We start from the raw sequence: 23333 nt of genomic DNA on the forward strand, positions 1-23333 counted from the left end.
CCTGGGCGGCCCCGCAAAAACAGGCGAGGACCGGTCGGAGTCGCGCTCGACTTTACGAGCTGTAAATGAGCAGTACTCGCTTCGCTCGCCCTGCGGGCCGCGCTAAAGCGCGTTAGCCGCAAGCGGCTTGCCGAGCCTGTTTTTAACGCAGCAGTGCCGACGGGCAGCAGACTTTGAACAGGTTCTCAGGGCGCCGGCAGGCTGAGCAATGCCTGGGTGATGGCCTCGGCCAAATACTGAATGGAAAACACCCCGCCATGGGCCCAGGTGTCAGGCATCGCCGCCAGGCGGTCGGCACGCGCGAAGGGCATCGCGCGCCATTCGGGACTGGCGAACAGCTGTTCCTGCCCGGCGAACGGCTCGACGTAGACCACCACGCCCTCCTCGATACCTGCCAGGGCTTCAATCGGCACCACCGCGTCATGGGGTTGCGGGTAGGCAGGCTGCAGGTGCAACTGCTGCAGGGCAGAGTCGATCATCGAGTCGCCGCCGTCGACGCGCACCATGCCCTGCGACACGAAACGGATCACCAGCACCTTGGGCAGGTGCCCGCGAAAGTGCTCGACCAGGCGCTGATGCAGCCCGTCGATCTGCACCTGCATGGCGGCCAGTTCGCGCAACGCGTGATCCTCGCGGCCGAAGCGCTGGGCCAGCGCCAGGTAATCGTCGCGGGCGACCAGGTAACTGTCATGTTCCCGGGACAGGCTGCCGTATGTGGTGACCGGTGCGATACGGGCCAGCTGCGCACGCATGGCTTCCTGGCGCTCGCCGATAACGATCAGCTCCGGCTTGAGGGCGGCCAGCTTGTCGAGATCCGGCGCGCGTCGCGATCCCACGCTGGGCACATTGGCCGGCAACGGCGGGCGCGCCACCTGGGCGCGGTACTGCCTGGCGTCGGCCACGGCAACCGGGGTGATATCGAGCTTGAGCAGGTGTTCGGCGGCCTCCCAGCTCAGCGCCACCACCCGCGGCTCGGCGGCCTGGGCCAGACCAGCCAGCAGGCACAGCAGCAGCGGGACACAACGCAACAGATTGTTCATGCCAGGCGCCTTCTGCCCTGCTGGATGAAAGGAATGTCGCCCGATCCTGGGCGCAGGCCATCGTACAAAGCTCGCAGGCCCGGCTCAAGGCGACCGTCGATCCGTCGGCCTCATCGCCGCCCATAAAATGTTAAGCTCGCGCCCCGTCCCAATGCCGCCTGCCCCGTGCCGGTGCGAGCCCGACCCACCCGGTACCGCGCCAGCGCCGTACCCGTAAACCGGAACCCGCGATACAGATGATCGATTTCGGCCTTCCCGATTACCCACGCAGCACCGCCCGCCTCGCCCCGTCGCGCCCCGTGGTGCTGTGTCTGTCCGGTCATGACCCGAGCGGCGGCGCCGGCCTGCAGGCCGACATCGAAGCGCTGCTCGCCCAGAGCTGCCACGCAGCGCCTGCGGTCACCGCGCTAACGGTGCAGGACACCGTCGACGTCAGCGACTTCCGGGTACTCGACCGTGACTGGGTGCTGGCCCAGGCCCATGCGGTGATCGCCGACATGCCGGTGGCCGCGGTCAAGCTGGGCATGCTCGGCTCGGTGGAAATGGTCGACACCGTGCTGATGATCATGGACAAGCTGCCAGGCATCCCGCTGGTCTGCGATCCGGTACTGCGCGCCGGTGGCGGCGGCGCCCTGGGCAAGGAGGACGTCGGCTTCGCCATGCGCGAGCGGCTGTTCGCCGTTTCCACCATCGCCACGCCGAACCTCCCCGAAGCACGCATCCTCGCCGAACTGCCCGATGGCACGGCCGACCAGTGTGCCGAGAAGCTGCTGCCCTACATCGAGCACCTGCTGATCACCGGCGGCCACGGCGACGAAAGCGAAGTGCACAACCGCCTATACCTGCGTGACGGCAGCCGCCACGACTTCACCTGCGCGCGTCTGCCCGGCAGCTACCACGGCTCGGGCTGCACCCTGGCCAGCACCCTGGCCGGCCGCCTGGCCCTGGGCCAGGACCTGATCGGCGCGGTGAAAACCGCCCTGGATTACACCTGGCGTACCCTGCGCGATGCCGAACAACCCGGCCGCGGCCAGTTCGTGCCGCGCCGCCTGCCGCTGGACCTCAGCTGATGGCAGCACCTGGCAAACTGCGCGGCCTGTACGCCATCACCGACAGCGAACTGCTGGCCGGCGGCAAGCTGCTGCCCTACGTGGAAGCGGCCCTGGCCGGCGGCGCGCGCCTGTTGCAGTACCGCGACAAATCCACCGATGAAGCCCGCCGTCTGCGCGAGGCCGAAGGACTGCGTACGCTGTGCGAGCACTACGGCGCCACGCTGATCATCAATGATGACGCCGAGCTGGCGGCGCGCCTGAGTGTCGGCCTGCACCTCGGCCAGGAAGACGGCTCGCTGGCTGCTGCACGCGCCCTGCTCGGCCGCCAGGCGATCATCGGCGGCACCTGCCACGCCCAGCTGGCCCTGGCCGAGCAAGCTGCGCGCGAAGGCGCCAGCTACGTGGCCTTCGGACGCTTCTTCAATTCACGGACCAAACCCGGCGCTCCGGCCGCCACCCTGGATCTGCTCGAGACGGCCAAAGCCCGCGTAGCGCTGCCGATCGTCGCCATCGGCGGCGTCGATCTGCATAACGCCGCCCCGCTGATCGAGCGCGGCGCCAGCATGATCGCCGTGATCCACGCCCTGTTCGCCGCCGACTCTGCTACCGAAGTGGAGCGCCGCGCGCGCGCCTTCAGCGCGCTGTTCGAATCGAACTGACCTACTTTTTCAGGAGAACCCTATGTCCCGCTCCGAAACGCTGTTCGCCAACGCTCAGAAACACATCCCCGGCGGCGTCAATTCCCCGGTCCGCGCGTTCAGGAGCGTGGGCGGCACGCCGCTGTTCTTCAAGCACGCCGAAGGCGCCTACGTCACCGATGAAGACGACAAGCGCTATGTCGACTACGTCGGTTCCTGGGGCCCGATGATTCTCGGCCACAGCCATCCTGAAGTACTCGACGCAGTGCGCAAGCAGCTCGACCACGGCCTGTCCTACGGCGCGCCGACCGCCATGGAAACCGAGATGGCCGATCTGGCCTGCTCGATCGTGCCGTCCATGGAGATGGTGCGCATGGTCAGTTCGGGCACCGAGGCGACCATGAGCGCCATCCGTCTGGCCCGTGGTTACACCGGCCGCGATGCGATCATCAAGTTCGAAGGCTGCTACCACGGCCATTCCGACAGCCTGCTGGTCAAGGCCGGTTCCGGCCTGCTGACTCAAGGCGTACCCAGCTCGGCCGGTGTGCCGGCGGATTTCGCCAAACACACCCTGACCCTGCCATTCAACGATATCGACGCCGTCGCCAAGACCCTCGCCGATGTCGGCCAGAGCGTGGCCTGCATCATCGTCGAGCCGGTGGCCGGCAACATGAACTGCGTGCCGCCCGCGCCGGGCTTCCTCGAAGGCCTGCGTGAACAATGCGACAAACATGGCGTGGTGCTGATCTTCGACGAAGTGATGACCGGTTTCCGCGTCGCCCTCGGCGGCGCCCAGGCGCACTACGGCGTTACCCCGGATCTGTCGACCTTCGGCAAGATCGTCGGCGGCGGCATGCCGGTAGGCTGCTTCGGTGGCAAGCGCGCCATCATGGAGCGCATCGCCCCGCTCGGCCCGGTCTACCAGGCCGGCACCCTGTCGGGTAACCCGCTGGCCATGGCCGCCGGCCTGACCACTCTCAAACTGATCAGCCGTCCGGGCTTCCACGCCGAGCTCGCCGACTACACCAGCCGCCTGTTGCAGGGCCTGCAGGATCGCGCCGATGCCGCCGGCATCCCGTTCGTCACCACCCAGGCGGGTGGCATGTTCGGCCTGTACTTCAGTGGCGCCGACGATATCGTCACCTTCGACGACGTGATGGCCAGCGACGCCGAACGCTTCAAGCGCTTCTTCCACCTGATGCTCGACGGCGGCGTGTACCTGGCGCCGAGCGCCTTCGAGGCCGGCTTCACCTCCATCGCCCATGGCGAGACCGAGCTGAAACTGACCCTCGACGCCGCCGAGCGCGCCTTTGCCGCCCTCAAGCAGGCCTGATCGAAGTAGCGCCGTTCGGCGCCTGAAGTGAACGGCGGGCAGCCTGAACAGTTCTCTGTCAGACACCCGCCGCGCACAAACCGACGCTCTGGCGACACTTTTGCGCCAGGTTGGGGCAGAAAAGCCGGCAAAGACTTTGTAAGAACGGTGTTGCTTATTTCATAATGTGATGCCGAGCCCAATTGGCCTCGTCATCCATCATCCACCTTTCAGCCTGTCGAGGTATCCGGATCTTCATGAAGCGCACCGGCCGCACCCTGTCCCTGGGCTGCCTGTTGCTCCTGCTGCCAACGCTCGGCGTGGCGGATGGAAACTCATTGCTGATCCCGGCGACCGGGAGCTGCTCGCTCAACGTCGCCACCGAAGACCTGCCTGCTGCGTTGCAAGCCTGCCAACAGAGCGCTGAAGGCGGCGATGCCCAGGCCCAGTACGAACTCGGCGAGTTCTATTACGAAGGCCGTTCCGGCGAGCGCGACCTGCCTCAGGCGCTGAACTGGTTCGAACACGCCTCCCTCCAGGGCCATGCCCAGGCGCAGTACCGCCTGGGCATGATGTTCTTCCATGGCGAAGGGGTGGCCGCCAACAACGTGCAGGCCTACATCGTGCTGAAGATGGCCGCGGTCAACGGCTCGGATGAAGCGATGGATGGCGCCGACGAAGTGGCCATGCAGATGCCCCGCGCCGAACAGGAAGTCGCCACCCAGGTGCTGGGGCAGATTTTCCGCAACTACCTGCAGGAACTGCAGGCCGCCGACAGCCTGTCGCCGTTCGCACCCCTCAAGTAATCAGCTAGTCAGCCGCGCTTGCGGCCACTCACTTCTCCGGCAGGGGCGGCATCGGGAACGGCATGACGTTGCCGCTGCCCTTGGCTTCGCTGATCTTCGGCGTGCCCAGGCGTTCCACCTCATCGATACGCACGATCGAATGCATCGGCACGAAGCTGCGTACCACGCCGTCGAACTGCGCCTTGAGCTTCTCCTCGCTGGGATCGACCACCAGTTGCGAGCGCTCGCCGAACACGAATTCCTCGATTTCCAGAAAGCCCCACAGATCGCTCTGGAAGATCTGCTTGGCGTACATCTCGTACACCTGGCCCTGGTTGAGAAAGATCACCTTGTAGATGGGGTCGCGCTTGGTCATGGATAACGAACGGCTGGCTGTGCAATGAAAGGGCGCGAATCTTAGCACGCCACCACATCGCGTCGTGCCCCTCCCGTCCTGCGCCTGTGGCCTCGGGCGGCCAACCCTCCTATAATCCGCGGTCATTTTTTCACCGCCGACGAATCGCCATGACCAAGAAGCTCTATATCGAAACCCACGGTTGCCAGATGAACGAGTACGACAGCTCGCGCATGGTCGACCTGCTGGGCGAGCATCAGGCCCTGGAAGTCACCGATCGGCCGGAGGATGCCGACGTCATCCTGCTCAACACCTGCTCGATCCGCGAGAAGGCCCAGGACAAGGTGTTCTCCCAGCTTGGCCGCTGGCGCGAGCTGAAGCTGGAGAACCCGGATCTGGTGATCGGCGTCGGCGGCTGCGTGGCCAGCCAGGAAGGTGCGGCGATCCGTGACCGCGCGCCCTACGTCGACGTGGTATTCGGCCCGCAGACCCTGCATCGCCTGCCGGAGATGATCGACGCCGCGCGCGTGACCAAAACCGCCCAGGTGGACATTTCCTTCCCCGAGATCGAGAAGTTCGATCGCCTGCCCGAGCCACGCGTGGACGGCCCCAGCGCCTTCGTTTCAGTGATGGAAGGCTGCAGCAAGTACTGCACCTTCTGCGTGGTGCCCTACACCCGCGGCGAGGAAGTCAGCCGCCCACTGGACGATGTACTCGGCGAGATCATCCATCTGGCCGAGAACGGCGTGCGTGAAGTGACCCTGCTGGGCCAGAACGTCAACGGCTACCGCGGCGAAACCCGTGATGGCGGCATCGCCGACTTCGCCGAGCTGCTGTACCTGGTGGCGGCCATCGACGGCATCGACCGCATTCGCTACACCACCAGCCACCCGCTGGAATTCTCCGACGCGCTGATCAAGGCCCACGCGGAAATCCCCGAGCTGGTGAAATTCGTGCACCTGCCGGTGCAATCGGGCTCGGACCGCATCCTGGCAGCCATGAAGCGCAACCACACCGCGCTGGAATACAAGTCGCGCATCCGCAAGCTCAAGGCCGCGGTGCCGGACATCGTGATCAGTTCGGACTTCATCATCGGCTTCCCCGGCGAGACCGAGAAGGACTTCGAGCAGACCATGAAGCTGGTGCAGGACGTCGGTTTCGACTTCTCCTATTCCTTCGTCTACAGCTCGCGCCCGGGCACGCCGGCGGCCGATCTGGCCGACGACACCCCGGAAGAGGTCAAGAAGCAGCGCCTGCAGATTCTGCAGAACCGCATCAACCAGCAGGGCTTCGAGACCAGCCGGCGCATGGTCGGCAGCGTACAGCGCATCCTGGTCACCGACTTCTCCAAGAAGGACCCGGGCAAGCTACAGGGCAAGACCGAGAACAACCGCTTCGTCAACTTCCAGTGCGACAACCCACGCCTGATCGGCCAGTTCGTCGACGTGCATATCGACGAAGCGCTGCCGCACTCCTTACGCGGCACCCTGATCGAACGCCATTGAAGAAGTAGCCGGCTGCCCGCATATGGTGATGACGCGCCAAGCGCAGCGCGGCTGTCGGCCGCGCTTTCACTCGTCCCTGGCTAGCGCTATTCTCTCCCTTCCATTCAGCCGACGGCGGCCATAAAACGACCTTGAATACCACCTCGACACCTCATCGCTTCACCCTCGAACCCTTCGAAGCCAAGCGCTTCGCCAACCTCAGCGGGCAATTCGACGAGCACCTGCGCCTGATCGAATCGCGCCTTGGCATCGAGATCCGCAACCGCGGCAACCAGTTCGAGCTGCTGGGCGAGCCCGGGCAGACCACCTCTGCCGAGAACCTGCTGCGCCGCCTGTACCGTGAAACCGACGCGACCGAGCTGTCGCCGGACATGGTGCACCTGTTCCTGCAGGAGTCGGGCATCGAGGAGCTGAACAACCCCAGTGCCAACCTCAATATCGCACTGCGCACGCGCAAGGGCATGATCCGCCCGCGCGGCGCCAACCAGCAGTTGTACGTGAAGGCAATTCTCGACCACGACATCAACTTCGGCATAGGCCCGGCCGGTACCGGCAAGACCTATCTGGCCGTAGCCGCTGCCGTGGACGCCCTGGAACGCGAGCAGATCCGCCGCATCCTGCTGGTGCGCCCGGCGGTCGAGGCTGGCGAGAAGCTCGGTTTCCTGCCCGGTGACCTGTCGCAGAAGATCGACCCGTACCTGCGCCCGCTCTACGACGCCCTGTACGAGATGCTCGGTTTCGAGCAGGTGGCCAAGCTGATCGAGAAACAGGTGATCGAAGTCGCGCCGCTGGCCTACATGCGCGGCCGCACGCTGAACAACAGCTTCATCATTCTCGATGAGAGTCAGAACACCACCATGGAACAGATGAAGATGTTCCTGACCCGTATCGGTTTCGGCTCCACCGCGGTGATCACCGGCGACGTCACCCAGGTCGACCTGCCGCGCGGCACCAAGAGTGGCCTCAAGCACGTGATCGAAGTGCTCAAGGGCGTACCAGGCATCAGCTTCACCCACTTCCTGCCCAAGGACGTGGTGCGCCACCCGCTGGTTCAGCGCATTGTCGAGGCCTATGAGCGTTTCGACGCCGAGCATCAGCCGTTCGACCGCCGCCCGGCGGACAACGACCCGGGAGCGCGCTCCGAGCCATGATCGAACTGGATCTGCAGGTCGCGAGCACAGCTGGCCACCTGCCCGCCGAGGCCGACTTTCAGGCTTGGTGTGCGATTGCCTTGCGCCAACGCAGCGCCGACTCGGAACTGACCATCCGCCTGGTGGACGAAGAGGAAGGCCGCGAGCTCAATCGCACCTGGCGCGGCAAGGACTACGCCACCAACGTGCTGTCCTTCCCGGCCGATGTACCCGACGAATTACTCGATATACCGCTGCTCGGCGACCTAGTGATCTGCGTGCCAGTGGTCGAGCGTGAGGCTGTCGAGCAAGGCAAGACTCTGGAGGCGCATTGGGCGCATCTGGTGATACACGGCTGTTTGCATCTTTTGGGCTACGACCACATCCTTGACTCGGAAGCCGAGGAGATGGAAGGCCTGGAACGAATATTGCTCGCCGAGCTGGGTCATCCCGACCCGTATGCCGGCGACGAATGACATAGGGATCCCGAGTAAAACGCCATGAGCGAAGACCGATCGAGCAACGAGCAGAAGTCCTGGTTGAACAAACTGACCCAGGCTTTTGCTCATGAGCCGAAAAACCGCCAGGAACTGCTGGAAGTCCTGCGCGATGCCCACCAGAACAAGCTGCTCGATAGCGAGGCCCTGGCCATCGTCGAAGGCGCCATCCAGGTCGCCGACCTGCAGGTTCGCGACATCATGGTGCCGCGCTCCCAGGTGGTAACCATCAAGGCCAGCCAGTCTCCCAAGGAATTCCTCCCGGTGATCATCGACGCGGCGCACTCGCGCTATCCGGTGATCGGCGAAACCCTCGACGACGTGCTCGGCATCCTGCTGGCCAAGGATCTGCTGCCCCTGCTGCTGACCGACCAGCCGGACTTCAACATCCGCGACATGCTGCGCCCGGCCACTTTCGTGCCCGAGTCCAAGCGCCTCAACGTGCTGCTGCGCGAATTTCGCGCCAACCACAACCACATGGCGGTGGTGATCGACGAATACGGAGGCGTCGCCGGCCTGGTGACCATCGAGGATGTGCTCGAGCAGATCGTCGGCGACATCGAGGACGAGCACGACGTCGAGGAAGACAGCTACGTCAAACCGCTGCCCAGCGGCGACTTCCTGGTCAAGGCGCTGACGCCTATCGATCACTTCAACGAAACCTTCACCACCGATTTCTCCGACGACGAGTTCGACACCGTCGGCGGCTTGGTGATGAGCGCGTTCGGCCACCTGCCCAAGCGCAACGAAGTGACGGTGATCGGCGAATTCCGCTTTCGCGTGCTCAACGCCGACAGCCGCCGTGTGCACCTGCTACGCCTGACACCGCTGGCCCGCTGACCCGACACCCCATCATTCGATGGGGTGTTTTCTATCGTGAGTCTCTCGATGAACCGACTGTTCCAACCCGGCTGGGCCGGCAACCTGATCGCTCTGCTGGCCGGTGCGCTGACTACCCTGGCGCTGGCGCCCTATGGCATCTGGCCGCTGGCGCTGCTGTCCATCGCCCTGCTCTACCGCGGCCTGCGGGCGCTGACCCCGCGCCAGGCAGCCTGGCGCGGCTGGTGGTACGGCTTCGGGCTGTTCGCCTCGGGCACCAGCTGGGTTTACGTGAGCATTCACGACTACGGCGCGGCCTCACCGCCGCTGGCCGCCTTCCTGACCCTGGGTTTTGTCGCCGGCCTGGGCCTCTTCTTCGCCCTCGCCACCTGGCTGTGGGCGCTGTGCCTGCGCCGTGACAGTGCGCCATTGGGCGATGCTCTGGCGTTCGCTGCGCTGTGGGTGGCCCAGGAAGCGTTTCGCGGTTGGTTCCTCACCGGCTTTCCGTGGCTCTACGCCGGCTACAGCCAGCTCGACGGCCCCATGGCCGGCCTGGCGCCGATTGGCGGCGTGTGGCTGCTGTCGTTCGCCCTGGCATTGAGCGCCGCGCTCCTGGTTAACCTGCCGCGCCTGCTCGGCAACAAGCCACAACTAGCCGAGGCGCTGGTGCTGCTGATCGCGCCCTGGCTGCTCGGCGCGGCATTCAAGGATCACCCCTGGACCGCCCCGGCGGGCGAGCCGGTCAGCGTCGCGGCGATCCAGGGCAATGTGGCCCAGAACCTCAAGTGGGACCCGGCCCAGCTCAATGCGCAGCTGGCGCTGTACCGCGACATGAGTTTCGCCAGCAAGCCAGTAGACATTCTGGTGTGGCCGGAAACCGCAGTGCCGGTGCTCAAGGATCAAGCCATCGGCTACCTGAGCATGATGGATCGCTTCGCCAGCGACCGGAAAAGCGCGCTAATCACCGGCGTGCCGATTCGCCAGCCCAATGCCGACGGTGAGATGCGTTACTACAACGCGGTCAGCGTGGTCGGCCAGGGCGCTGGCGACTACCTCAAGCAGCGCCTGGTGCCATTCGGCGAATACGTGCCGCTGCAGGATATGCTGCGCGGGCTGATCGCCTTCTTCGACCTGCCGATGTCCGACTTTGCCCGCGGCGAGCACGACCAGCCGCTGCTCGAAGCCAAGGGGCACCGCATCGCCACCTTTATCTGCTACGAAGTGGTCTACCCGGAATTCGCCGCCGAGATGGCAGCCCAGAGCGATCTGCTGCTGACGGTCAGCAACGACACCTGGTTCGGCAAGTCGATCGGCCCGCTGCAGCATCTGCAGATGGCGCAGATGCGCGCTCTGGAGGCTGGCCGCTGGATGATCCGCGCCACCAACAACGGCGTGACCGTGCTGATCGACCCGTTCGGGCACATCACCGAACGCCTGCCGCAATTCGAGCAAGCCACGCTCTACGGCCAGGTGCAGCCGATGCAGCACCTGACGCCCTACCTGCAATGGCGCTCGTGGCCGCTGATCATGCTCTGCAGCTTGCTGGCCGGCTGGGCGCTGGTGCGGCGGCGTCAGGATGCGAAGTAACTGAGTTGAGCTGACTATTGGGACCAGGCTGGCGCTTATCCCATACGCAGAATCGGCGCCATGACTAATGGAAGCGCGCAGGGCCCCATGGTCCATGCGCGCGACGTGACGGGCATGGCCCGTTCCCACAGGGGATAAGCGGCGACGACCAACTCACCGGCCAATCCGCAGCCTGCACTCCGATGAGTAGGGTGGGCTTTAGCCCACCACTTGACGCTACCGTCCGTAAACCAGCGAATAAGCCAGCGCGCCGATCACCTCATTGAGCAGCAAGGTGCTCTGCCAGAACGCCTTGCCTTCCGGCAGCCAGCCGCCCATCGGTCGGCCGTTGGGCACACCGAGAAAGCCCACCGGCGCTGTCGCCACTTCAAAACCTGCCTGTTCGAAACACCAGCGCGAACGCGGCATGTGCCAGGCCTGGGTCACCAGCAACACCCGGCGAATACCTTCAGGTTTCAGCAGCGCAGCGGTCTCGGTCGCATTCTCCCAGGTGGTGCGGCTGCGCGCTTCCTGCCAGCGCACCTCGACACCGAGATCCTCGTGCATCACCTCGGCCATCATCGCCGCTTCGCTCGGCGGGCGACCAAAATGCAGGCCACCAGTGGTCAGCACCGGCAACCCGGACGCCTTGGCCAGCCGCGCCGCATAGCGGGTGCGCTCAAGGGCCATGGCGCTGGGCTGCTCGCCACCCCAGGCGGGGTCGTCCGAATCACGGCCACCGCCGAGCACGACGATCACATCCGCCTGCTGCACCAGGGCGCTCCACTGCTGCTGGGCGATGGCCGGCTCGCGCTCGATCACCTTGGCCATCCACTCTACCGTCACCGGCAGGCTCATCAGCCACAGGCCACCCAGCCCGAGCGTGAAACAGCACAGCGCCAGGCGCGGGAAACGCCGACGCAGGAACCAGCCCAGGGCGATGAGCAGCAACAGGATGCCGGGCGGCATGAAGAATTGCTTGAGCAGATAGCGCAGCGGCATCGAGCACCTCCAAAAAGGCTCGAAGCCTAGGGTCTGTTGACGTTTCAGCGCAAGCGAACGCAGCAACCTGCGGCCAGGGTCAGGACTTGTGGCACTCGGGCTCGCGACCGGCCAAGGCCGGCTGGCGCTCGAATGGCGGCTGCGCAACCGCCGACTGGTAGTGACGCGCCGCCGTGGCGTGCCAGCCATTGAGCCAGGCGCGATCCTTGGCAAGGTAGGCGGTGATCAGCGCCAGCTCGTCGGGCGACAGGCCGCGCACTTCCATGTCCGGGGGCGGCTGGCTGGACAGCTGCGCCAGATTATCGGCTTCGTCCAGGGCAACGGTCAGGCGTTCCAGCAACCGTCCGTAGGGGTCGCTCTCGCTATGGGTATCTAAGGGGACTTGCATCGCACACCTCCAGGCAGGGCGCCCTCAACTGAGCGTAGCCGCCACCCCGCAGCCGGCTTGCCGCGACGACAAATGGCGCCGTCGACAGCGCGCCGCGCAATCAGCGTTTCCCTCTGCCAAGGGGGGTCATGTATGCTACGGCGTTTCCCGAAAGCCCCTTTCCCTAGCGCAAGTAGCCATGCACGAACAGTATCAGCCACGTGAAATCGAAGCCGCCGCGCAATCCCACTGGGACGCGCAGAACTCCTTTGCTGTCAGCGAACAACCCGGCAAGGACACCTTCTACTGCCTGTCGATGTTCCCCTATCCGAGCGGCAAGCTACACATGGGGCACGTGCGCAACTACACCATCGGTGACGTGATTGCCCGCTACCAGCGCATGCAGGGCAAGAACGTGCTGCAGCCCATGGGCTGGGACGCTTTCGGCATGCCGGCGGAAAACGCCGCCATGAAGAACAACGTGGCGCCGGCCAAGTGGACCTACGAGAACATCGCCTACATGAAGTCCCAGCTGAAAAGCCTGGGCCTGGCCATCGACTGGTCTCGTGAAGTCACCACCTGCAAGCCGGACTACTACCGCTGGGAACAATGGCTGTTCACCCGCCTGTTCGAAAAAGGCGTGATCTACCGCAAGAACGGTACCGTCAACTGGGACCCGGTCGATCAGACCGTGCTGGCCAACGAGCAAGTCATCGACGGCCGCGGCTGGCGTTCCGGCGCGGTGATCGAAAAGCGCGAGATCCCCATGTACTACTTCAAGATCACCGCCTACGCGGATGAACTCCTGAGTAGCCTGGACGAACTCGATGGCTGGCCGGAACAGGTCAAGACCATGCAGCGCAACTGGATCGGCAAATCCCGCGGCATGGAAGTGCAGTTTCCCTACAACGTCGACTCCATTGGCGAAGCCGGTGCGCTGAAAGTCTTCACCACCCGCCCGGATACCCTGATGGGTGCAACCTACGTCGCCGTGGCTGCCGAGCACCCGCTGGCCACCCTGGCCGCCAAGGAGAACCCCGAGCTGCAGGCGTTCATCGCCGAATGCAAGGCTGGCAGCGTCGCCGAAGCCGACATGGCCACCCAGGAAAAGAAAGGCCTGCCGACCTCGCTGTTCGTCGAGCACCCGCTGACCGGCGAGAAGCTGCCGGTGTGGGTCGCCAACTACGTGCTGATGCATTACGGCGATGGCGCGGTGATGGCGGTTCCGGCCCACGATGAGCGCGACTTCGCCTTCGCCCGCAAGTACCACCTGCCGGTCAAGGCCGTGGTGCGTACCAGCGCCGGCGATGAAGTCGGTAGCGAATGGCAGGACGCCTATGGCGAGCACGGCCAGCTGATCAACTCCGGCGAGTTCGACGGCCTGGACTTCGAAGGCGCGTTCGACGCCATCGAAGCGGCGCTGCTGCGCAAGAACCTCGGCAAATCCCGCACCCAGTTCCGCCTGCGCGACTGGGGCATCAGCCGCCAGCGCTACTGGGGCTGCCCGATCCCGATCATCCACTGTGACAGCTGTGGCGACGTACCGGTGCCGGAAGACCAGCTGCCGGTGGTGCTGCCCGAAGACGTGGTGCCCGATGGCGCCGGCTCGCCGCTGGCACGCATGCCGGAATTCTACGAATGCAGCTGCCCGAAATGCGGCGCACCGGCCAAGCGCGAAACCGACACCATGGACACCTTCGTGGAGTCGTCCTGGTACTTCGCCCGCTACGCCTCGCCGCACTACACCGGCGGCATGGTCGACCCAGTCGCGGCCAACCACTGGCTGCCGGTTGACCAGTACATCGGCGGTATCGAACACGCCATCCTGCACCTGCTCTATGCGCGCTTCTTCCACAAGCTGATGCGCGACGAAGGCCTGGTCACCTCCAACGAGCCGTTCAAGAACCTGCTGACCCAGGGCATGGTGGTCGCTGAGACCTACTACCGCGGCCCAGTGACCAATAGGACCTGGATCAACCCGGCTGACGTGGTAATCGAGCGCGACAGCAAAGGCAAGATCATCTCCGCTGTTCTCAAAAGCGACGGACTTCCGGTGGAAATCGGCGGCACCGAGAAGATGGCCAAGTCCAAGAACAACGGTGTCGACCCGCAAGCGATGATCGATGCCTACGGCGCCGACACTTGCCGCCTGTTCATGATGTTCGCTTCACCACCCGACATGAGCTGCGAATGGTCGGATGCTGGCGTCGAAGGCGCCAACCGCTTCCTGCGCCGCGTCTGGCGTCTGGCCCAAGGCCACGTCGCTCAGGGCCTGCCGAGCGTGCTGGATGTCGCCAAGCTGGATGACGCCGGCAAGGAAATCCGCCGCGCCATCCACCTGGCCATCAAGCAGGCCTCCCAGGACGTAGGCCAGCACCACAAGTTCAACACCGCCATCGCCCAGGTGATGACCCTGATGAACGTGCTGGAAAAAGCCCCCCAGGACAATGACCAGCAGCGCGCCCTGATCCAGGAAGGCCTGGAAACCGTCGCCCTGCTGCTCGCCCCGATCACCCCGCACATCTGTCACGAACTGTGGCAGGAGCTGGGCCACGAAGAAGCCATCATCGACGCCAGCTGGCCGGTGGTGGACGAGTCGGCTCTGGTGCAGGACAGCCTGACCCTGGTGATCCAGGTCAACGGTAAGCTGCGCGGGCAGATCGAAGTGCCGGCCGATGCCAGCCGTGAGGCGGTCGAGGTCGCTGCACGCAGCAACGAGAACGTACAACGCTTCACCGAAGGGCTGACGATCCGCAAGGTCATCGTGGTGCCCGGCAAGCTGGTCAATATCGTCGCCGGTTGAGGCGACAGGGAACGGCCGGTCGCCACTGGCGACCGGCATCCGGTCTAGAGTTTCGGCCATGCCGGCCAGCGGAGCCGGCAGGACAAGGGGATACGAGATGATCAAGCGCAATCTGTTGGTAATCGGCCTGGCAGGCCTGCTCGGCGCGTGCGGCTTCCAGCTGCGTGGCACCGGCGACGTGCAGTTCGCCCTCAAGGAGCTCGACGTCAGCGCACGCGACACTTACGGCGACACCGTGCGTGAGGTCAAGGACGTGCTCGAGAACAACGGCGTAAAAGTGTTCCAGGGCGCCGCTTACAAGCTGTACCTGGCAGGCGAGAAGGAAAGCCAGCGTTCGGCCAGTTACACCAGCTCGGCGCGCAGCGTCGAGTACGAGCGCACCATGACGCTGAATTACGAGATCCGTGGCGCCAAGAACCTGCTGCTGCTGAGCAACACGCTCGAAGTGCAGAACTATTACGTGCAGGACTCCAACAACCTGATCGGCAACGACCAGCAGGCTGCCCAGCTGCGCACCGAAATGCGCCGCGACCTGGTGCAACAGCTGACTCTGCGCCTGCAGCAGATCACCCCGGCACAGCTGGACGAACTGCAGCAGACCGCCGAAGCCAAGGCGAAGGCCGAAGCCGACGCCCTGGAAGCAGCCCGTCAGCGTGAAGCCGCGCAGCCGCAGCAGTCGCCCATCGAACTACCTGTCCAGTAAGAACCTGTTTACGATCTGCTGCGCGTCGGCCCTGCGGCGTTAAAAACAGGCGCGGAATGCTCATGTACAAAAGTACAGTCGCCCGCGACTCCGACCGTTCCTCGCCTGTTTTTGTGAGGCCTTTTAGGCCTTGCAGGGCTCTAGCTCGCAAGATCTAAAGACGTTCCAAGACGGACGAGGCCTCTCAGGCTTACCCATGAAACTCGCTCCCGCCCAACTCGGCAAACACCTGCAAGGCACCCTCGCCCCGGTTTACGTGGTATGTGGCGATGAGGCCCTGCTCTGCCAGGAAGCCACTGACGCCATCCGCAGCGCCAGCCGCGCCCAGGGTTTCACCGAGCGCGAAGTGTTTCATGCCGAGGCCAATTTCGACTGGGGCATGCTCTACGAAGCCGGCGCCAGCCTGTCGTTGTTCGCCGAGAAGCGCGTCATCGAGCTGCGCATCCCCAACGGCAAGCCTGGGGACAAGGGCGCGGCGGCGATTCTCGAATACCTCAATCGTCCGCCGGAAGACACCCTGCTGCTGATCACCCTGCCCAAACTCGATGGCAGCACGCAGAAGACCAAGTGGGCCAAGGCGCTCATCGACGGGCCCAACTGCCAGTTCGTGCAGATCTGGCCGGTGGATGCCAATCAGTTGCCGCAGTGGATCCGCCAGCGCCTGGCCCAGGCCGGCATGAACGCCAGTGCCGATGCGGTCGACCTGATCGCCGCGCGGGTCGAAGGCAACCTGCTGGCCGCCGCCCAGGAAATCGAGAAGCTCAAGCTGCTCGCCGATGGCCAGCAGATCGATGCCGGAACCGTGCAGGCCGCTGTCGCCGACAGCGCCCGTTACGACGTCTTCGGCCTGATCGACGCCATCCTCAATGGCGAAGCCGCCCACGCCTTGCGCATGCTCGACGGCCTGCGCGGCGAGGGTCAGGAATCGCTGTTCATCGTGGTCATGCTGGCCCGCGAACTGCGCCAGTTGGCCAACATTGCTTACCAGCATGGTCAGGGCATACCGCTGGACAAGGCCTTCGCCTCCGCCCGCCCGCCGGTGTGGGATAAGCGCCGCCCGCTGGTCAGCAAGGCCCTGCAGCGACACACGCCAGCACGCTGGAACGCCCTGCTGATGGATGCCCAGCAGATCGATGCACAGGTCAAGGGCCAGGCGCCGGGTGATCCCTGGGCCAGCCTGTCGCGCCTTGTGCTGATGATGGCCGGGCAACGTCTGAAGCTTGGCGCTTAAGCCTACCTTGCGTATGGACATTGGCTCTGCAGCGGCGCATCATTCGCGCCGCTCGCTATCCGGGCGGGCACCGATCGAGGATCTGCCATGAGCAAGAAGAAGCGCCCCAACAAGGCCAAATCCATCATCGCCCAGCCGCTGTTCCGCTCACGCCAGGAGCGCCCCGGCAAAGGAAAAGGCAGCTACAACCGCCAAGCCTCCCAGCAAAACTGGGAGGCTTGTTCGTTTGTGGCGGCTTGAAAAATTCGCCCGGCCCGAATTTCCCCTCATCCGTGCTAAGGTGGTCGCCTGCAAAACGTGTTGAGATGACCATGCCCAACCTGTTCATTCGCGGCCTGCCGGCGACCGCTGCGGCCAGCTTCCTGCTTTTGCTCACGGCTTGCGCCGATGCCCCTGCCCAGCCCCTGGCGTCCACGAGTGCCGCGCCGAGTGCAACCGATGCCAACAGCCAGCCCGTCGACCAGCAGCTGACCTTCGAACAGTGGCGCGACCTGCTGCGCAGCGACGCCATCGCCGCCGGTATCAGCCCGCCCCTGTTCGACCGCGCTTTCGCCGGCGTGACGCCCAACCCGGATGTGGTCAAGGCCGACAGCAGCCAGCCCGAATTCAGCCGCCCCGTATGGGAATACCTCAAGGGCGCGGTGTCGCCGAGCCGGGTCGCTCGCGGGCGCATTCTGCTGGCCCAGAACCGTGCCACCCTCAACCAGATCGAACAGCGTTACGGCGTTGACGCCGAAACCCTGGTCGCCATCTGGGGCCTGGAGAGCAACTTCGGCAGCAACATAGGCAGCCACAACGTGGTGCGCTCGCTGGCGACCCTGGCCTACGAAGGCCGTCGTCAGGCCTTCTGGCGGGGGCAGTTGCTGGCCGTGCTGCAGATTCTCCAGCATGGCGACATCGCTCCCGAGAGCCTCGTCGGTTCCTGGGCCGGCGCCATGGGCCAGACCCAGTTCATGCCTACTACCTACAACGAGCATGCCGTGGATTTCGACGGCGACGGCAAGCGTGACGTATGGACCTCCACCGCCGATGCTCTGGCCTCCGCCGCTCACTACCTGCAAAGCGGCAACTGGCAGCTGCGCCAGCCCTGGGGCTTCGAAGTCCATCTGCCGAAGGGCTTCGACTACGCCCAGGCCGACCCGGAAGTGCGCCGCAGCTTGGCGCAGTGGCGCGAACTGGGCGTGCGACCGATGGGCCAGCCCCTGAGCCCACCGCGTGACGACGCCACCGCCACCCTGCTGCTGCCCGCCGGGCACCGCGGGCCGGCGTTCCTGCTGTTCAACAACTTCCGAAGCATCCTGCGCTACAACAATTCGACCTCCTACGCCCTGGCTATCGGCCTGCTGTCCGACGCGCTGCGTGGCGGCAACGCTGTACAGGCCAGCTGGCCAGAGGGCGACCGCCAGCTGGGCCGCAGCGAGCGCATCGAACTGCAGGAACGCCTCAACGCGCGCGGCTTCGACTCCGGCCATGCCGACGGCATCATCGGCGCCAACACCCGCAAGGCCATCCGCGCCTTCCAGCTGCACCTGGGCTGGCCAGCCGACGGCTACCCGGATGCCGAGCTGCTCGAACAGCTGCGCCAGCCGCACTGACCCCGCCGCGTGGTGATGCCCCTCACCACGCGTTTTTTCTGCGTTTGCGATTCGCCCGTTCCTGGGCGACTCTGTAGCAGGCATCCCCTGTGATCCAGGAGATGCCTGACTGCCCGAAAGCCGTGATCCGGCGCGGGTCAATGACAACAGAGAGGTCGCTATGCACGACATCGAGCTGAACGAAGAACAACGCATGATCCGCGACTGCACCCGGCAGTTCGCCCGGCGCGCCATCGCGCCCCACGCCCAGGACTGGGAAAAGGCAGGCTGGATAGACGACGCGGCGGTCTCCCAGATGGGCGAGATGGGCCTCTTGGGCATGATCGTGCCGGACACCTGGGGCGGCAGCTATCTGGATTACGTGGCCTATGCCCTGGCCGTGGAAGAAGTATCCGCCGCCGACGGTGCCACCGGCACCCTGATGAGCGTGCACAACTCGGTAGGCTGCGGCCCGCTGCTCAATTACGGCAGCGAGGAGCAGAAAGGCGAATGGCTGGCGCGCCTGGCCAGCGGCGAAGTAATCGGCTGCTTCTGCCTGACCGAACCCCAGGCCGGCTCCGAGGCCCACAACCTGCGCACCCGCGCCGAGCTGCGCGACGGCCGCTGGGTGCTCAATGGCGCCAAGCAGTTCGTCAGCAATGGCCGCCGCGCCGGGCTGGCCATCGTCTTCGCGGTGACCGATGCCCCACTGGGCAAGCAGGGCATCTCAGCCTTTCTGGTGCCCACCAATACTCCGGGGTTTCGCATCGAGCGCAGCGAACACAAGATGGGCATCCGCGCCTCGGACACCTGCGCCATCACCCTGGACGACTGCAGCATTCCGGCCGCCAACCTGCTCGGCGAGCGCGGCAAGGGCCTGAGCATCGCCCTGTCCAATCTCGAAGGCGGACGCATCGGCATTGCCGCCCAAGCGGTCGGTATCGCTCGCGCTGCATTCGAAGCTGCTCTGCTCTACTCCCGCGAACGGGTACAGTTCGACAAGCCGATTGGCGAACACCAGAGCATCGCCAACCTGTTAGCCGACATGCACACCCAGATCAACGCCGCCCGCCTGCTGACCCTGCATGCCGCACGCCTGCGCAGCGCCGGCCAGCCATGCCTGTCGGAAGCCTCCCAGGCCAAGCTGTTCGCCTCGGAAATGGCCGAGCGGGTGTGCTCCAAGGCCCTGCAGGTACACGGTGGCTACGGCTATCTGGAGGACTTCCCGGTGCAGCGTTATTACCGTGATGCGCGCATCACCCAGATCTACGAAGGCGCCAGCGAAATCCAGCGCCTACTGATCGCCCGGGAACTCAAGCACTACTTGCTGTAAGAACCTGTTCACGATCGTTATGCATGAAGCTGCAGCTACAAGGTGAGAGCGGACGGTGGGCATGGTGCTTTGTGGGACATGCTTTAGCCTCGAGTCTTTTTCAAGGCAAACAAAGAGCTCGGGGCTAAAGCCCCTCCCACGAGTTCGCGAACGGCCGTTTCCTCGGGAAAAGGCAGCCGTCAATGATCCATTGTGGGAGCGGGCGGGGACGCCTAGTTCATGCCCGCGAAAAATCGCGGGCATGGTCCGCTCCCACAGATACTGCGCCGATGACCACTACCGCCACTTGGCTGCCAAAATCGAAGAACCTGGGCTGCAAGATCATGAACAGTTTCTAAGCACTTCTCCTAACCCTTGAGCAGCCGCGCCTCCGCGTTATCCAGATCGCGGAGGATCTCGGCCAGCATGTCGTCGTCCAGTTGATGATCCTTGCGCATCCGGTACAGCTCCAGCCGCTGGGTGCGCAGGGCATTGAGGCGCATGCGGTATTCGAGCTGGTCACACTGGCGCTGGTGCTCGCGCGACTCCTCGGCACGCCGGGTGCGTGCGCGTTCGAGCAGGTCGCGATATTCGCTCATCAGCTTGGCGCGGATCTCGGCCGTAGCGATGGCGCTGTCGGTATCGGCGGCTTTTTCCTCATCAGCCTCCAGACAGCGGATCGCCGCCTCTAGCACCTGGGCGCGGTGCTGATTGAGCTCGGCCTCGTGCCGCGCCACGTTGTCCTGGGGCAGCCGCGGCAGCAGTTGGGGCAGCAGCACACTGGCGACCAGCAACGACACCAGAATCACCCCGGCAGCGATGAGGATCAGCAGGTTACGCTCGGGAAAGGCCTCGCCATTGTTGAGCAGCAACGGCAGCGACATCACACCGGCCAGGGTCACCGCACCGCGCACACCGCCGATGGTCAGCACCGCAGTCAGCGCGATGCGCGATTGCCCGGCGAAGCGCGTCGACTTGCCCCGCCAGCGCCGCAGCATGCCGGAGGTGCGCCAGTAGCAGTACACCCAGACGAAACGCAGCACCATCAACACTCCGTAGATCGCCAGCACATAGCCCAGCGCCGGCCACAGCAGGTGCCAGGCGTCGGCATGATCACCGATCACCGCCTTGATGATGTCCGGCAACTGCAGGCCCAGCAGCAGGAATATCAGGCCGTTGAAGGTGAACTCGAGCATCGCCCATACGCCACGGTTGAGCAGCCGCGTGGTGGTCTGCCGTGGCAACAGGTCGAGGCGGCTCTGCATCATGCCGGCCGCCACCGCCGAGAGAATTCCAGACAGCCCCAGGTGCTCGGCCGCCACATAGGCCGCAAAAGGCAACAACAGCATGAGCAGCACATGGGGCGCCGGCTCCTCCCAGCCTCGGGCGATCATCCAGGCGCGCAGGCGACCGAGCAGGTAACTCAGCGCCATGCCGATCAGCAGGCCGCCGGCGGCTACCAGCACGAACTGCAGGCTGGCATCGGTGAACGAGAACACCCCGGTGAGGGTGGCCGCCACGGCGAACTTGAATGCCACCAGACCGGAGGCATCGTTCATCAAGGCTTCGCCTTGCAGCAGATTGTTCAGCGTATTGGGCAGGCGCCCGTGGGTAATCGCCGATACCGCCACCGCATCGGTCGGCGATAGCACCGCTGCCAGAGCGAAACAGGCGGCCAGGGGAACCTGGGGCAGCAACCAGTGAATGAAATATCCGGCGCCCAGAATAGTCACGAACACCAGCACGAACGCCAGGAACAGGATCGGCGCGCGCAGTTTGCGAAACTGCCCCTTGGGCATGCGCCAACCATCGACGAACAGCAGCGGCGGGATGAACAGCAGCAGGAACAACTCAGGGTCCAGGCGTACGTGCAGGCCCAGCGCTGGCACCGCCAGCAAGGCGCCGATAACGATCTGCAGGATCGGCAGCGGCAAGGGAATGAATTGCGCGCTGATACGGGTGCCACTGACCACCAGCAACATGATCAGAATGGTGTAGAGAAGCTGCATGAGGGGAGAGATCCTTTGCGATGACGGCCGCCTGGCGAGGGCCGGTGCATTCTAACGCCAGCAGCGTGCAGGCGGATGCGCCGCAAGCCGAATCGACGTGGCATAATCGGCGGCCTCGGTATTCACAAGCAGCAACGGGGACTCGACGAGTGGAGTCCTCCAGAGGTAGACCAATGAGTTACGTGCTTTATGGCATCAAGGCCTGCGACACCATGAAGAAGGCCCGCACCTGGCTCGACGAGCGCGGTGCCACTTACCAGTTCCACGATTACAAGACCGCCGGCATCGACCGCGGCAACCTGCAGAAATGGTGCGACGAACACGGCTGGGAAACCATCCTCAATCGTGCCGGCACCACCTTCCGCAAGCTCGACGACGCGCAGAAAAGCGATCTCGACCAGGCCAAGGCCATCGACCTGATGCTGGCCCAACCATCGATGATCAAGCGCCCGGTGCTGGACCTTGGCACCCGCACCCTGATCGGTTTCAAACCCGAGCGTTACGCCGCCGAACTGGCCTGATATCGCGACCTCAATCGAATTCGCTGCAAGGAAAAGCTCATGTCCAATACTCTGTTCAGCCTGGCCTTCGGGGTCGGCACGCAAAACCGTCAAAGCACCTGGCTGGAAGTGTTCTATGCCCAGCCGCTGCTCAACCCGAGCGCCGAACTGGTCGCCAAGGTCACCGAGAAACTCGGTTATACCGGCGGCAACCAGGCCATCGCCATCACCAATCAGCAAGCCGGTGAACTGGCCAGCGCCCTGAAGCACGTCGACTCGGTACAAGCCGCGCTGCTCACCCGCCTGGCCGAAAGCGCCAAGCCGCTGGTCGCCACCCTGCTGGCCGAAGACGCCGCACTGACCAGCACGCCCGAGGCCTACCTCAAGCTGCACCTGCTGTCTCACCGCCTGGTCAAGCCACACAGCCTGAACTTGACCGGCATCTTCCCGCTGCTGCCCAACGTCGCCTGGACCAGTCAGGGTGCGGTCGACCTGGCCGAGCTGCCGGAGCGTCAGTTGGAAGCGCGCCTCAAGGGCGACCTGCTGGAAGTCTTCTCGGTGGACAAGTTCCCGAAAATGACCGACTACGTGGTGCCGAGCGGCGTACGTATCGCTGACAGCGCACGGGTTCGTCTGGGCGCCTACATCGGCGAAGGCACCACCGTGATGCACGAAGGCTTCGTCAACTTCAACGCCGGTACCGCCGGCCCGGGCATGATCGAAGGTCGCGTGTCCGCCGGTGTGTTCGTCGGCAAGGGTTCGGATCTGGGCGGCGGCTGCTCGACCATGGGCACCCTGTCCGGTGGCGGCAACATCGTCATCTCCGTGGGTGAAGGCTGCCTGATCGGCGCCAACGCCGGTATCGGCATCCCGCTGGGCGACCGCAACATCGTCGAGGCTGGTCTGTACGTCACCGCCGGCACCAAGATTGCCCTGCTCGACGACCAGAACAACCTGGTCAAGGTGGTCAAGGGTCGTGATCTGGCTGGCCAGGCCGACCTGCTGTTCCGTCGTAACTCGCAGAGCGGCGCGGTCGAGTGCAAGACCAACAAGTCGGCCATTGAGCTGAACGAAGCCCTGCACGCTCACAACTGAGCCCAGGCTTCGCCCGAACGGGCTGTGCGCGCGATAGA

At 64.6% G+C, this 23333-nt stretch carries 22 protein-coding genes; 17 read left to right on the plus strand and 5 right to left on the minus strand.

Annotated elements, in window-relative coordinates; genetic code table 11:
• Positions 1 to 185: 185 nt before the first annotated feature.
• Positions 186 to 1040 (minus strand): ABC transporter substrate-binding protein, encoded by an 855-nt coding sequence (locus BM279_RS11690; RefSeq protein ID WP_093503899.1) that lies wholly within the window; start codon positions 1038 to 1040, stop codon positions 186 to 188.
• Between the two features lie 236 nt (positions 1041 to 1276).
• Between BM279_RS11690 and BM279_RS11695 the strand changes: the two genes are divergently transcribed.
• The 4 genes from BM279_RS11695 (at position 1277) to BM279_RS11710 (ending at position 4848) form a co-directional block, all read left to right on the plus strand.
• Positions 1277 to 2110, plus strand: a complete 834-nt coding sequence (locus BM279_RS11695; protein WP_093503901.1) for a bifunctional hydroxymethylpyrimidine kinase/phosphomethylpyrimidine kinase — start codon at positions 1277 to 1279, stop codon at positions 2108 to 2110.
• On the plus strand, positions 2110 to 2751 hold the full coding sequence (gene thiE, locus BM279_RS11700) for a thiamine phosphate synthase (protein ID WP_093503903.1): 642 nt from the start codon (positions 2110 to 2112) through the stop codon (positions 2749 to 2751). Before BM279_RS11695 ends, thiE begins: the two co-directional genes overlap by 1 nt.
• Before the next feature lie 22 nt (positions 2752 to 2773).
• Positions 2774 to 4063: a glutamate-1-semialdehyde 2,1-aminomutase gene (gene hemL / locus BM279_RS11705; RefSeq protein WP_093503905.1), complete on the plus strand. Its 1290-nt coding sequence runs from the start codon at positions 2774 to 2776 to the stop codon at positions 4061 to 4063.
• A gap of 236 nt (positions 4064 to 4299) precedes the next feature.
• Positions 4300 to 4848 carry a tetratricopeptide repeat protein gene (locus BM279_RS11710; protein WP_093503907.1) on the plus strand — a complete coding sequence of 183 codons (549 nt, stop codon included), beginning with the start codon at positions 4300 to 4302 and terminating at the stop codon, positions 4846 to 4848.
• A 28-nt stretch (positions 4849 to 4876) separates the two neighbouring features.
• Here the strand turns inward: BM279_RS11710 and BM279_RS11715 are convergent, their stop codons facing one another.
• Positions 4877 to 5203, minus strand: coding sequence for a DUF1820 family protein (locus tag BM279_RS11715; protein ID WP_027911089.1), 327 nt, complete (start codon positions 5201 to 5203; stop codon positions 4877 to 4879).
• A 149-nt stretch (positions 5204 to 5352) separates the two neighbouring features.
• Here BM279_RS11715 and miaB point away from each other — a divergent pair, with 149 nt between their 5' ends.
• The 5 genes from miaB (at position 5353) to lnt (ending at position 10720) form a co-directional block, all read left to right on the plus strand.
• Positions 5353 to 6687, plus strand: coding sequence for a tRNA (N6-isopentenyl adenosine(37)-C2)-methylthiotransferase MiaB (gene miaB / locus BM279_RS11720; RefSeq protein ID WP_093503909.1), 1335 nt, complete (start codon positions 5353 to 5355; stop codon positions 6685 to 6687).
• A 131-nt stretch (positions 6688 to 6818) separates the two neighbouring features.
• On the plus strand, positions 6819 to 7838 hold the full coding sequence (locus BM279_RS11725) for a PhoH family protein (RefSeq protein ID WP_093503912.1): 1020 nt from the start codon (positions 6819 to 6821) through the stop codon (positions 7836 to 7838).
• Complete coding sequence (gene ybeY, locus BM279_RS11730; protein ID WP_093503914.1) at positions 7835 to 8293, plus strand: rRNA maturation RNase YbeY; 459 nt, start codon at positions 7835 to 7837, stop codon at positions 8291 to 8293. The genes BM279_RS11725 and ybeY overlap by 4 nt, the downstream gene beginning before the upstream one ends.
• Before the next feature lie 24 nt (positions 8294 to 8317).
• Positions 8318 to 9154 carry an HlyC/CorC family transporter gene (locus BM279_RS11735; RefSeq protein ID WP_093503916.1) on the plus strand — a complete coding sequence of 279 codons (837 nt, stop codon included), beginning with the start codon at positions 8318 to 8320 and terminating at the stop codon, positions 9152 to 9154.
• Positions 9155 to 9202: 48 nt separating this feature from the next.
• Complete coding sequence (gene lnt, locus BM279_RS11740; protein WP_093503918.1) at positions 9203 to 10720, plus strand: apolipoprotein N-acyltransferase; 1518 nt, start codon at positions 9203 to 9205, stop codon at positions 10718 to 10720.
• Between the two features lie 216 nt (positions 10721 to 10936).
• On the opposite strand, the gene BM279_RS11745 is transcribed toward lnt, so the two are convergent.
• Both BM279_RS11745 and BM279_RS11750 read right to left on the minus strand, forming a co-directional pair.
• Positions 10937 to 11701: a YdcF family protein gene (locus tag BM279_RS11745; protein WP_093503921.1), complete on the minus strand. Its 765-nt coding sequence runs from the start codon at positions 11699 to 11701 to the stop codon at positions 10937 to 10939.
• A 79-nt stretch (positions 11702 to 11780) separates the two neighbouring features.
• Complete coding sequence (locus tag BM279_RS11750) at positions 11781 to 12089, minus strand: hypothetical protein (protein WP_093503923.1); 309 nt, start codon at positions 12087 to 12089, stop codon at positions 11781 to 11783.
• A gap of 178 nt (positions 12090 to 12267) precedes the next feature.
• Between BM279_RS11750 and leuS the strand changes: the two genes are divergently transcribed.
• The 6 genes from leuS to BM279_RS11780 all read left to right on the plus strand — a co-directional run bounded on the left by leuS (position 12268) and on the right by BM279_RS11780 (position 19712).
• Positions 12268 to 14871 (plus strand): leucine--tRNA ligase, encoded by a 2604-nt coding sequence (gene leuS, locus BM279_RS11755; protein ID WP_093503926.1) that lies wholly within the window; start codon positions 12268 to 12270, stop codon positions 14869 to 14871.
• A gap of 97 nt (positions 14872 to 14968) precedes the next feature.
• On the plus strand, positions 14969 to 15574 hold the full coding sequence (locus tag BM279_RS11760) for an LPS-assembly lipoprotein LptE (protein ID WP_093503929.1): 606 nt from the start codon (positions 14969 to 14971) through the stop codon (positions 15572 to 15574).
• 196 nt (positions 15575 to 15770) lie between these two features.
• Positions 15771 to 16805, plus strand: coding sequence for a DNA polymerase III subunit delta (gene holA, locus BM279_RS11765; RefSeq protein WP_093503931.1), 1035 nt, complete (start codon positions 15771 to 15773; stop codon positions 16803 to 16805).
• 87 nt (positions 16806 to 16892) lie between these two features.
• The gene (gene arfA, locus BM279_RS11770; RefSeq protein WP_075929904.1) at positions 16893 to 17045 is read left to right on the plus strand and encodes an alternative ribosome rescue factor ArfA; all 153 of its coding nucleotides are present in this window, start codon (positions 16893 to 16895) and stop codon (positions 17043 to 17045) included.
• A gap of 71 nt (positions 17046 to 17116) precedes the next feature.
• Positions 17117 to 18400 carry a lytic murein transglycosylase gene (locus BM279_RS11775; RefSeq protein WP_093504279.1) on the plus strand — a complete coding sequence of 428 codons (1284 nt, stop codon included), beginning with the start codon at positions 17117 to 17119 and terminating at the stop codon, positions 18398 to 18400.
• A gap of 160 nt (positions 18401 to 18560) precedes the next feature.
• On the plus strand, positions 18561 to 19712 hold the full coding sequence (locus BM279_RS11780; protein WP_093503933.1) for an acyl-CoA dehydrogenase family protein: 1152 nt from the start codon (positions 18561 to 18563) through the stop codon (positions 19710 to 19712).
• A gap of 347 nt (positions 19713 to 20059) precedes the next feature.
• On the opposite strand, the gene BM279_RS11785 is transcribed toward BM279_RS11780, so the two are convergent.
• Complete coding sequence (locus tag BM279_RS11785) at positions 20060 to 21700, minus strand: Na+/H+ antiporter (RefSeq protein ID WP_093503935.1); 1641 nt, start codon at positions 21698 to 21700, stop codon at positions 20060 to 20062.
• 173 nt (positions 21701 to 21873) lie between these two features.
• Between BM279_RS11785 and BM279_RS11790 the strand changes: the two genes are divergently transcribed.
• Positions 21874 to 22221: an ArsC family reductase gene (locus BM279_RS11790; protein WP_093503937.1), complete on the plus strand. Its 348-nt coding sequence runs from the start codon at positions 21874 to 21876 to the stop codon at positions 22219 to 22221.
• Positions 22222 to 22260: 39 nt separating this feature from the next.
• Positions 22261 to 23295 (plus strand): 2,3,4,5-tetrahydropyridine-2,6-dicarboxylate N-succinyltransferase, encoded by a 1035-nt coding sequence (dapD, locus tag BM279_RS11795; RefSeq protein ID WP_093503938.1) that lies wholly within the window; start codon positions 22261 to 22263, stop codon positions 23293 to 23295.
• Positions 23296 to 23333: the final 38 nt, after the last annotated feature.

The organism is Phytopseudomonas straminea (assembly GCF_900112645.1).
GTDB classification, from domain to species: domain Bacteria; phylum Pseudomonadota; class Gammaproteobacteria; order Pseudomonadales; family Pseudomonadaceae; genus Aquipseudomonas; species Aquipseudomonas straminea.

Bases quoted from the DNA above. Each gene is read 5' to 3' on its own strand.
- BM279_RS11690 (WP_093503899.1), bottom strand. From the start codon at position 1,040: ATGAACAATCTGTTGCGTTGTGTCCCGCTGCTGCTGTGCCTGCTGGCT.
- BM279_RS11695 (WP_093503901.1), top strand. From the start codon at position 1,277: ATGATCGATTTCGGCCTTCCCGATTACCCACGCAGCACCGCCCGCCTC.
- thiE (WP_093503903.1), top strand. From the start codon at position 2,110: ATGGCAGCACCTGGCAAACTGCGCGGCCTGTACGCCATCACCGACAGC.
- hemL (WP_093503905.1), top strand. From the start codon at position 2,774: ATGTCCCGCTCCGAAACGCTGTTCGCCAACGCTCAGAAACACATCCCC.
- BM279_RS11710 (WP_093503907.1), top strand. From the start codon at position 4,300: ATGAAGCGCACCGGCCGCACCCTGTCCCTGGGCTGCCTGTTGCTCCTG.
- BM279_RS11715 (WP_027911089.1), bottom strand. From the start codon at position 5,203: ATGACCAAGCGCGACCCCATCTACAAGGTGATCTTTCTCAACCAGGGC.
- miaB (WP_093503909.1), top strand. From the start codon at position 5,353: ATGACCAAGAAGCTCTATATCGAAACCCACGGTTGCCAGATGAACGAG.
- ybeY (WP_093503914.1), top strand. From the start codon at position 7,835: ATGATCGAACTGGATCTGCAGGTCGCGAGCACAGCTGGCCACCTGCCC.
- BM279_RS11735 (WP_093503916.1), top strand. From the start codon at position 8,318: ATGAGCGAAGACCGATCGAGCAACGAGCAGAAGTCCTGGTTGAACAAA.
- lnt (WP_093503918.1), top strand. From the start codon at position 9,203: ATGAACCGACTGTTCCAACCCGGCTGGGCCGGCAACCTGATCGCTCTG.
- BM279_RS11745 (WP_093503921.1), bottom strand. From the start codon at position 11,701: ATGCCGCTGCGCTATCTGCTCAAGCAATTCTTCATGCCGCCCGGCATC.
- BM279_RS11750 (WP_093503923.1), bottom strand. From the start codon at position 12,089: ATGCAAGTCCCCTTAGATACCCATAGCGAGAGCGACCCCTACGGACGG.
- leuS (WP_093503926.1), top strand. From the start codon at position 12,268: ATGCACGAACAGTATCAGCCACGTGAAATCGAAGCCGCCGCGCAATCC.
- BM279_RS11760 (WP_093503929.1), top strand. From the start codon at position 14,969: ATGATCAAGCGCAATCTGTTGGTAATCGGCCTGGCAGGCCTGCTCGGC.
- holA (WP_093503931.1), top strand. From the start codon at position 15,771: ATGAAACTCGCTCCCGCCCAACTCGGCAAACACCTGCAAGGCACCCTC.
- arfA (WP_075929904.1), top strand. From the start codon at position 16,893: ATGAGCAAGAAGAAGCGCCCCAACAAGGCCAAATCCATCATCGCCCAG.
- BM279_RS11775 (WP_093504279.1), top strand. From the start codon at position 17,117: ATGCCCAACCTGTTCATTCGCGGCCTGCCGGCGACCGCTGCGGCCAGC.
- BM279_RS11780 (WP_093503933.1), top strand. From the start codon at position 18,561: ATGCACGACATCGAGCTGAACGAAGAACAACGCATGATCCGCGACTGC.
- BM279_RS11785 (WP_093503935.1), bottom strand. From the start codon at position 21,700: ATGCAGCTTCTCTACACCATTCTGATCATGTTGCTGGTGGTCAGTGGC.
- BM279_RS11790 (WP_093503937.1), top strand. From the start codon at position 21,874: ATGAGTTACGTGCTTTATGGCATCAAGGCCTGCGACACCATGAAGAAG.
- dapD (WP_093503938.1), top strand. From the start codon at position 22,261: ATGTCCAATACTCTGTTCAGCCTGGCCTTCGGGGTCGGCACGCAAAAC.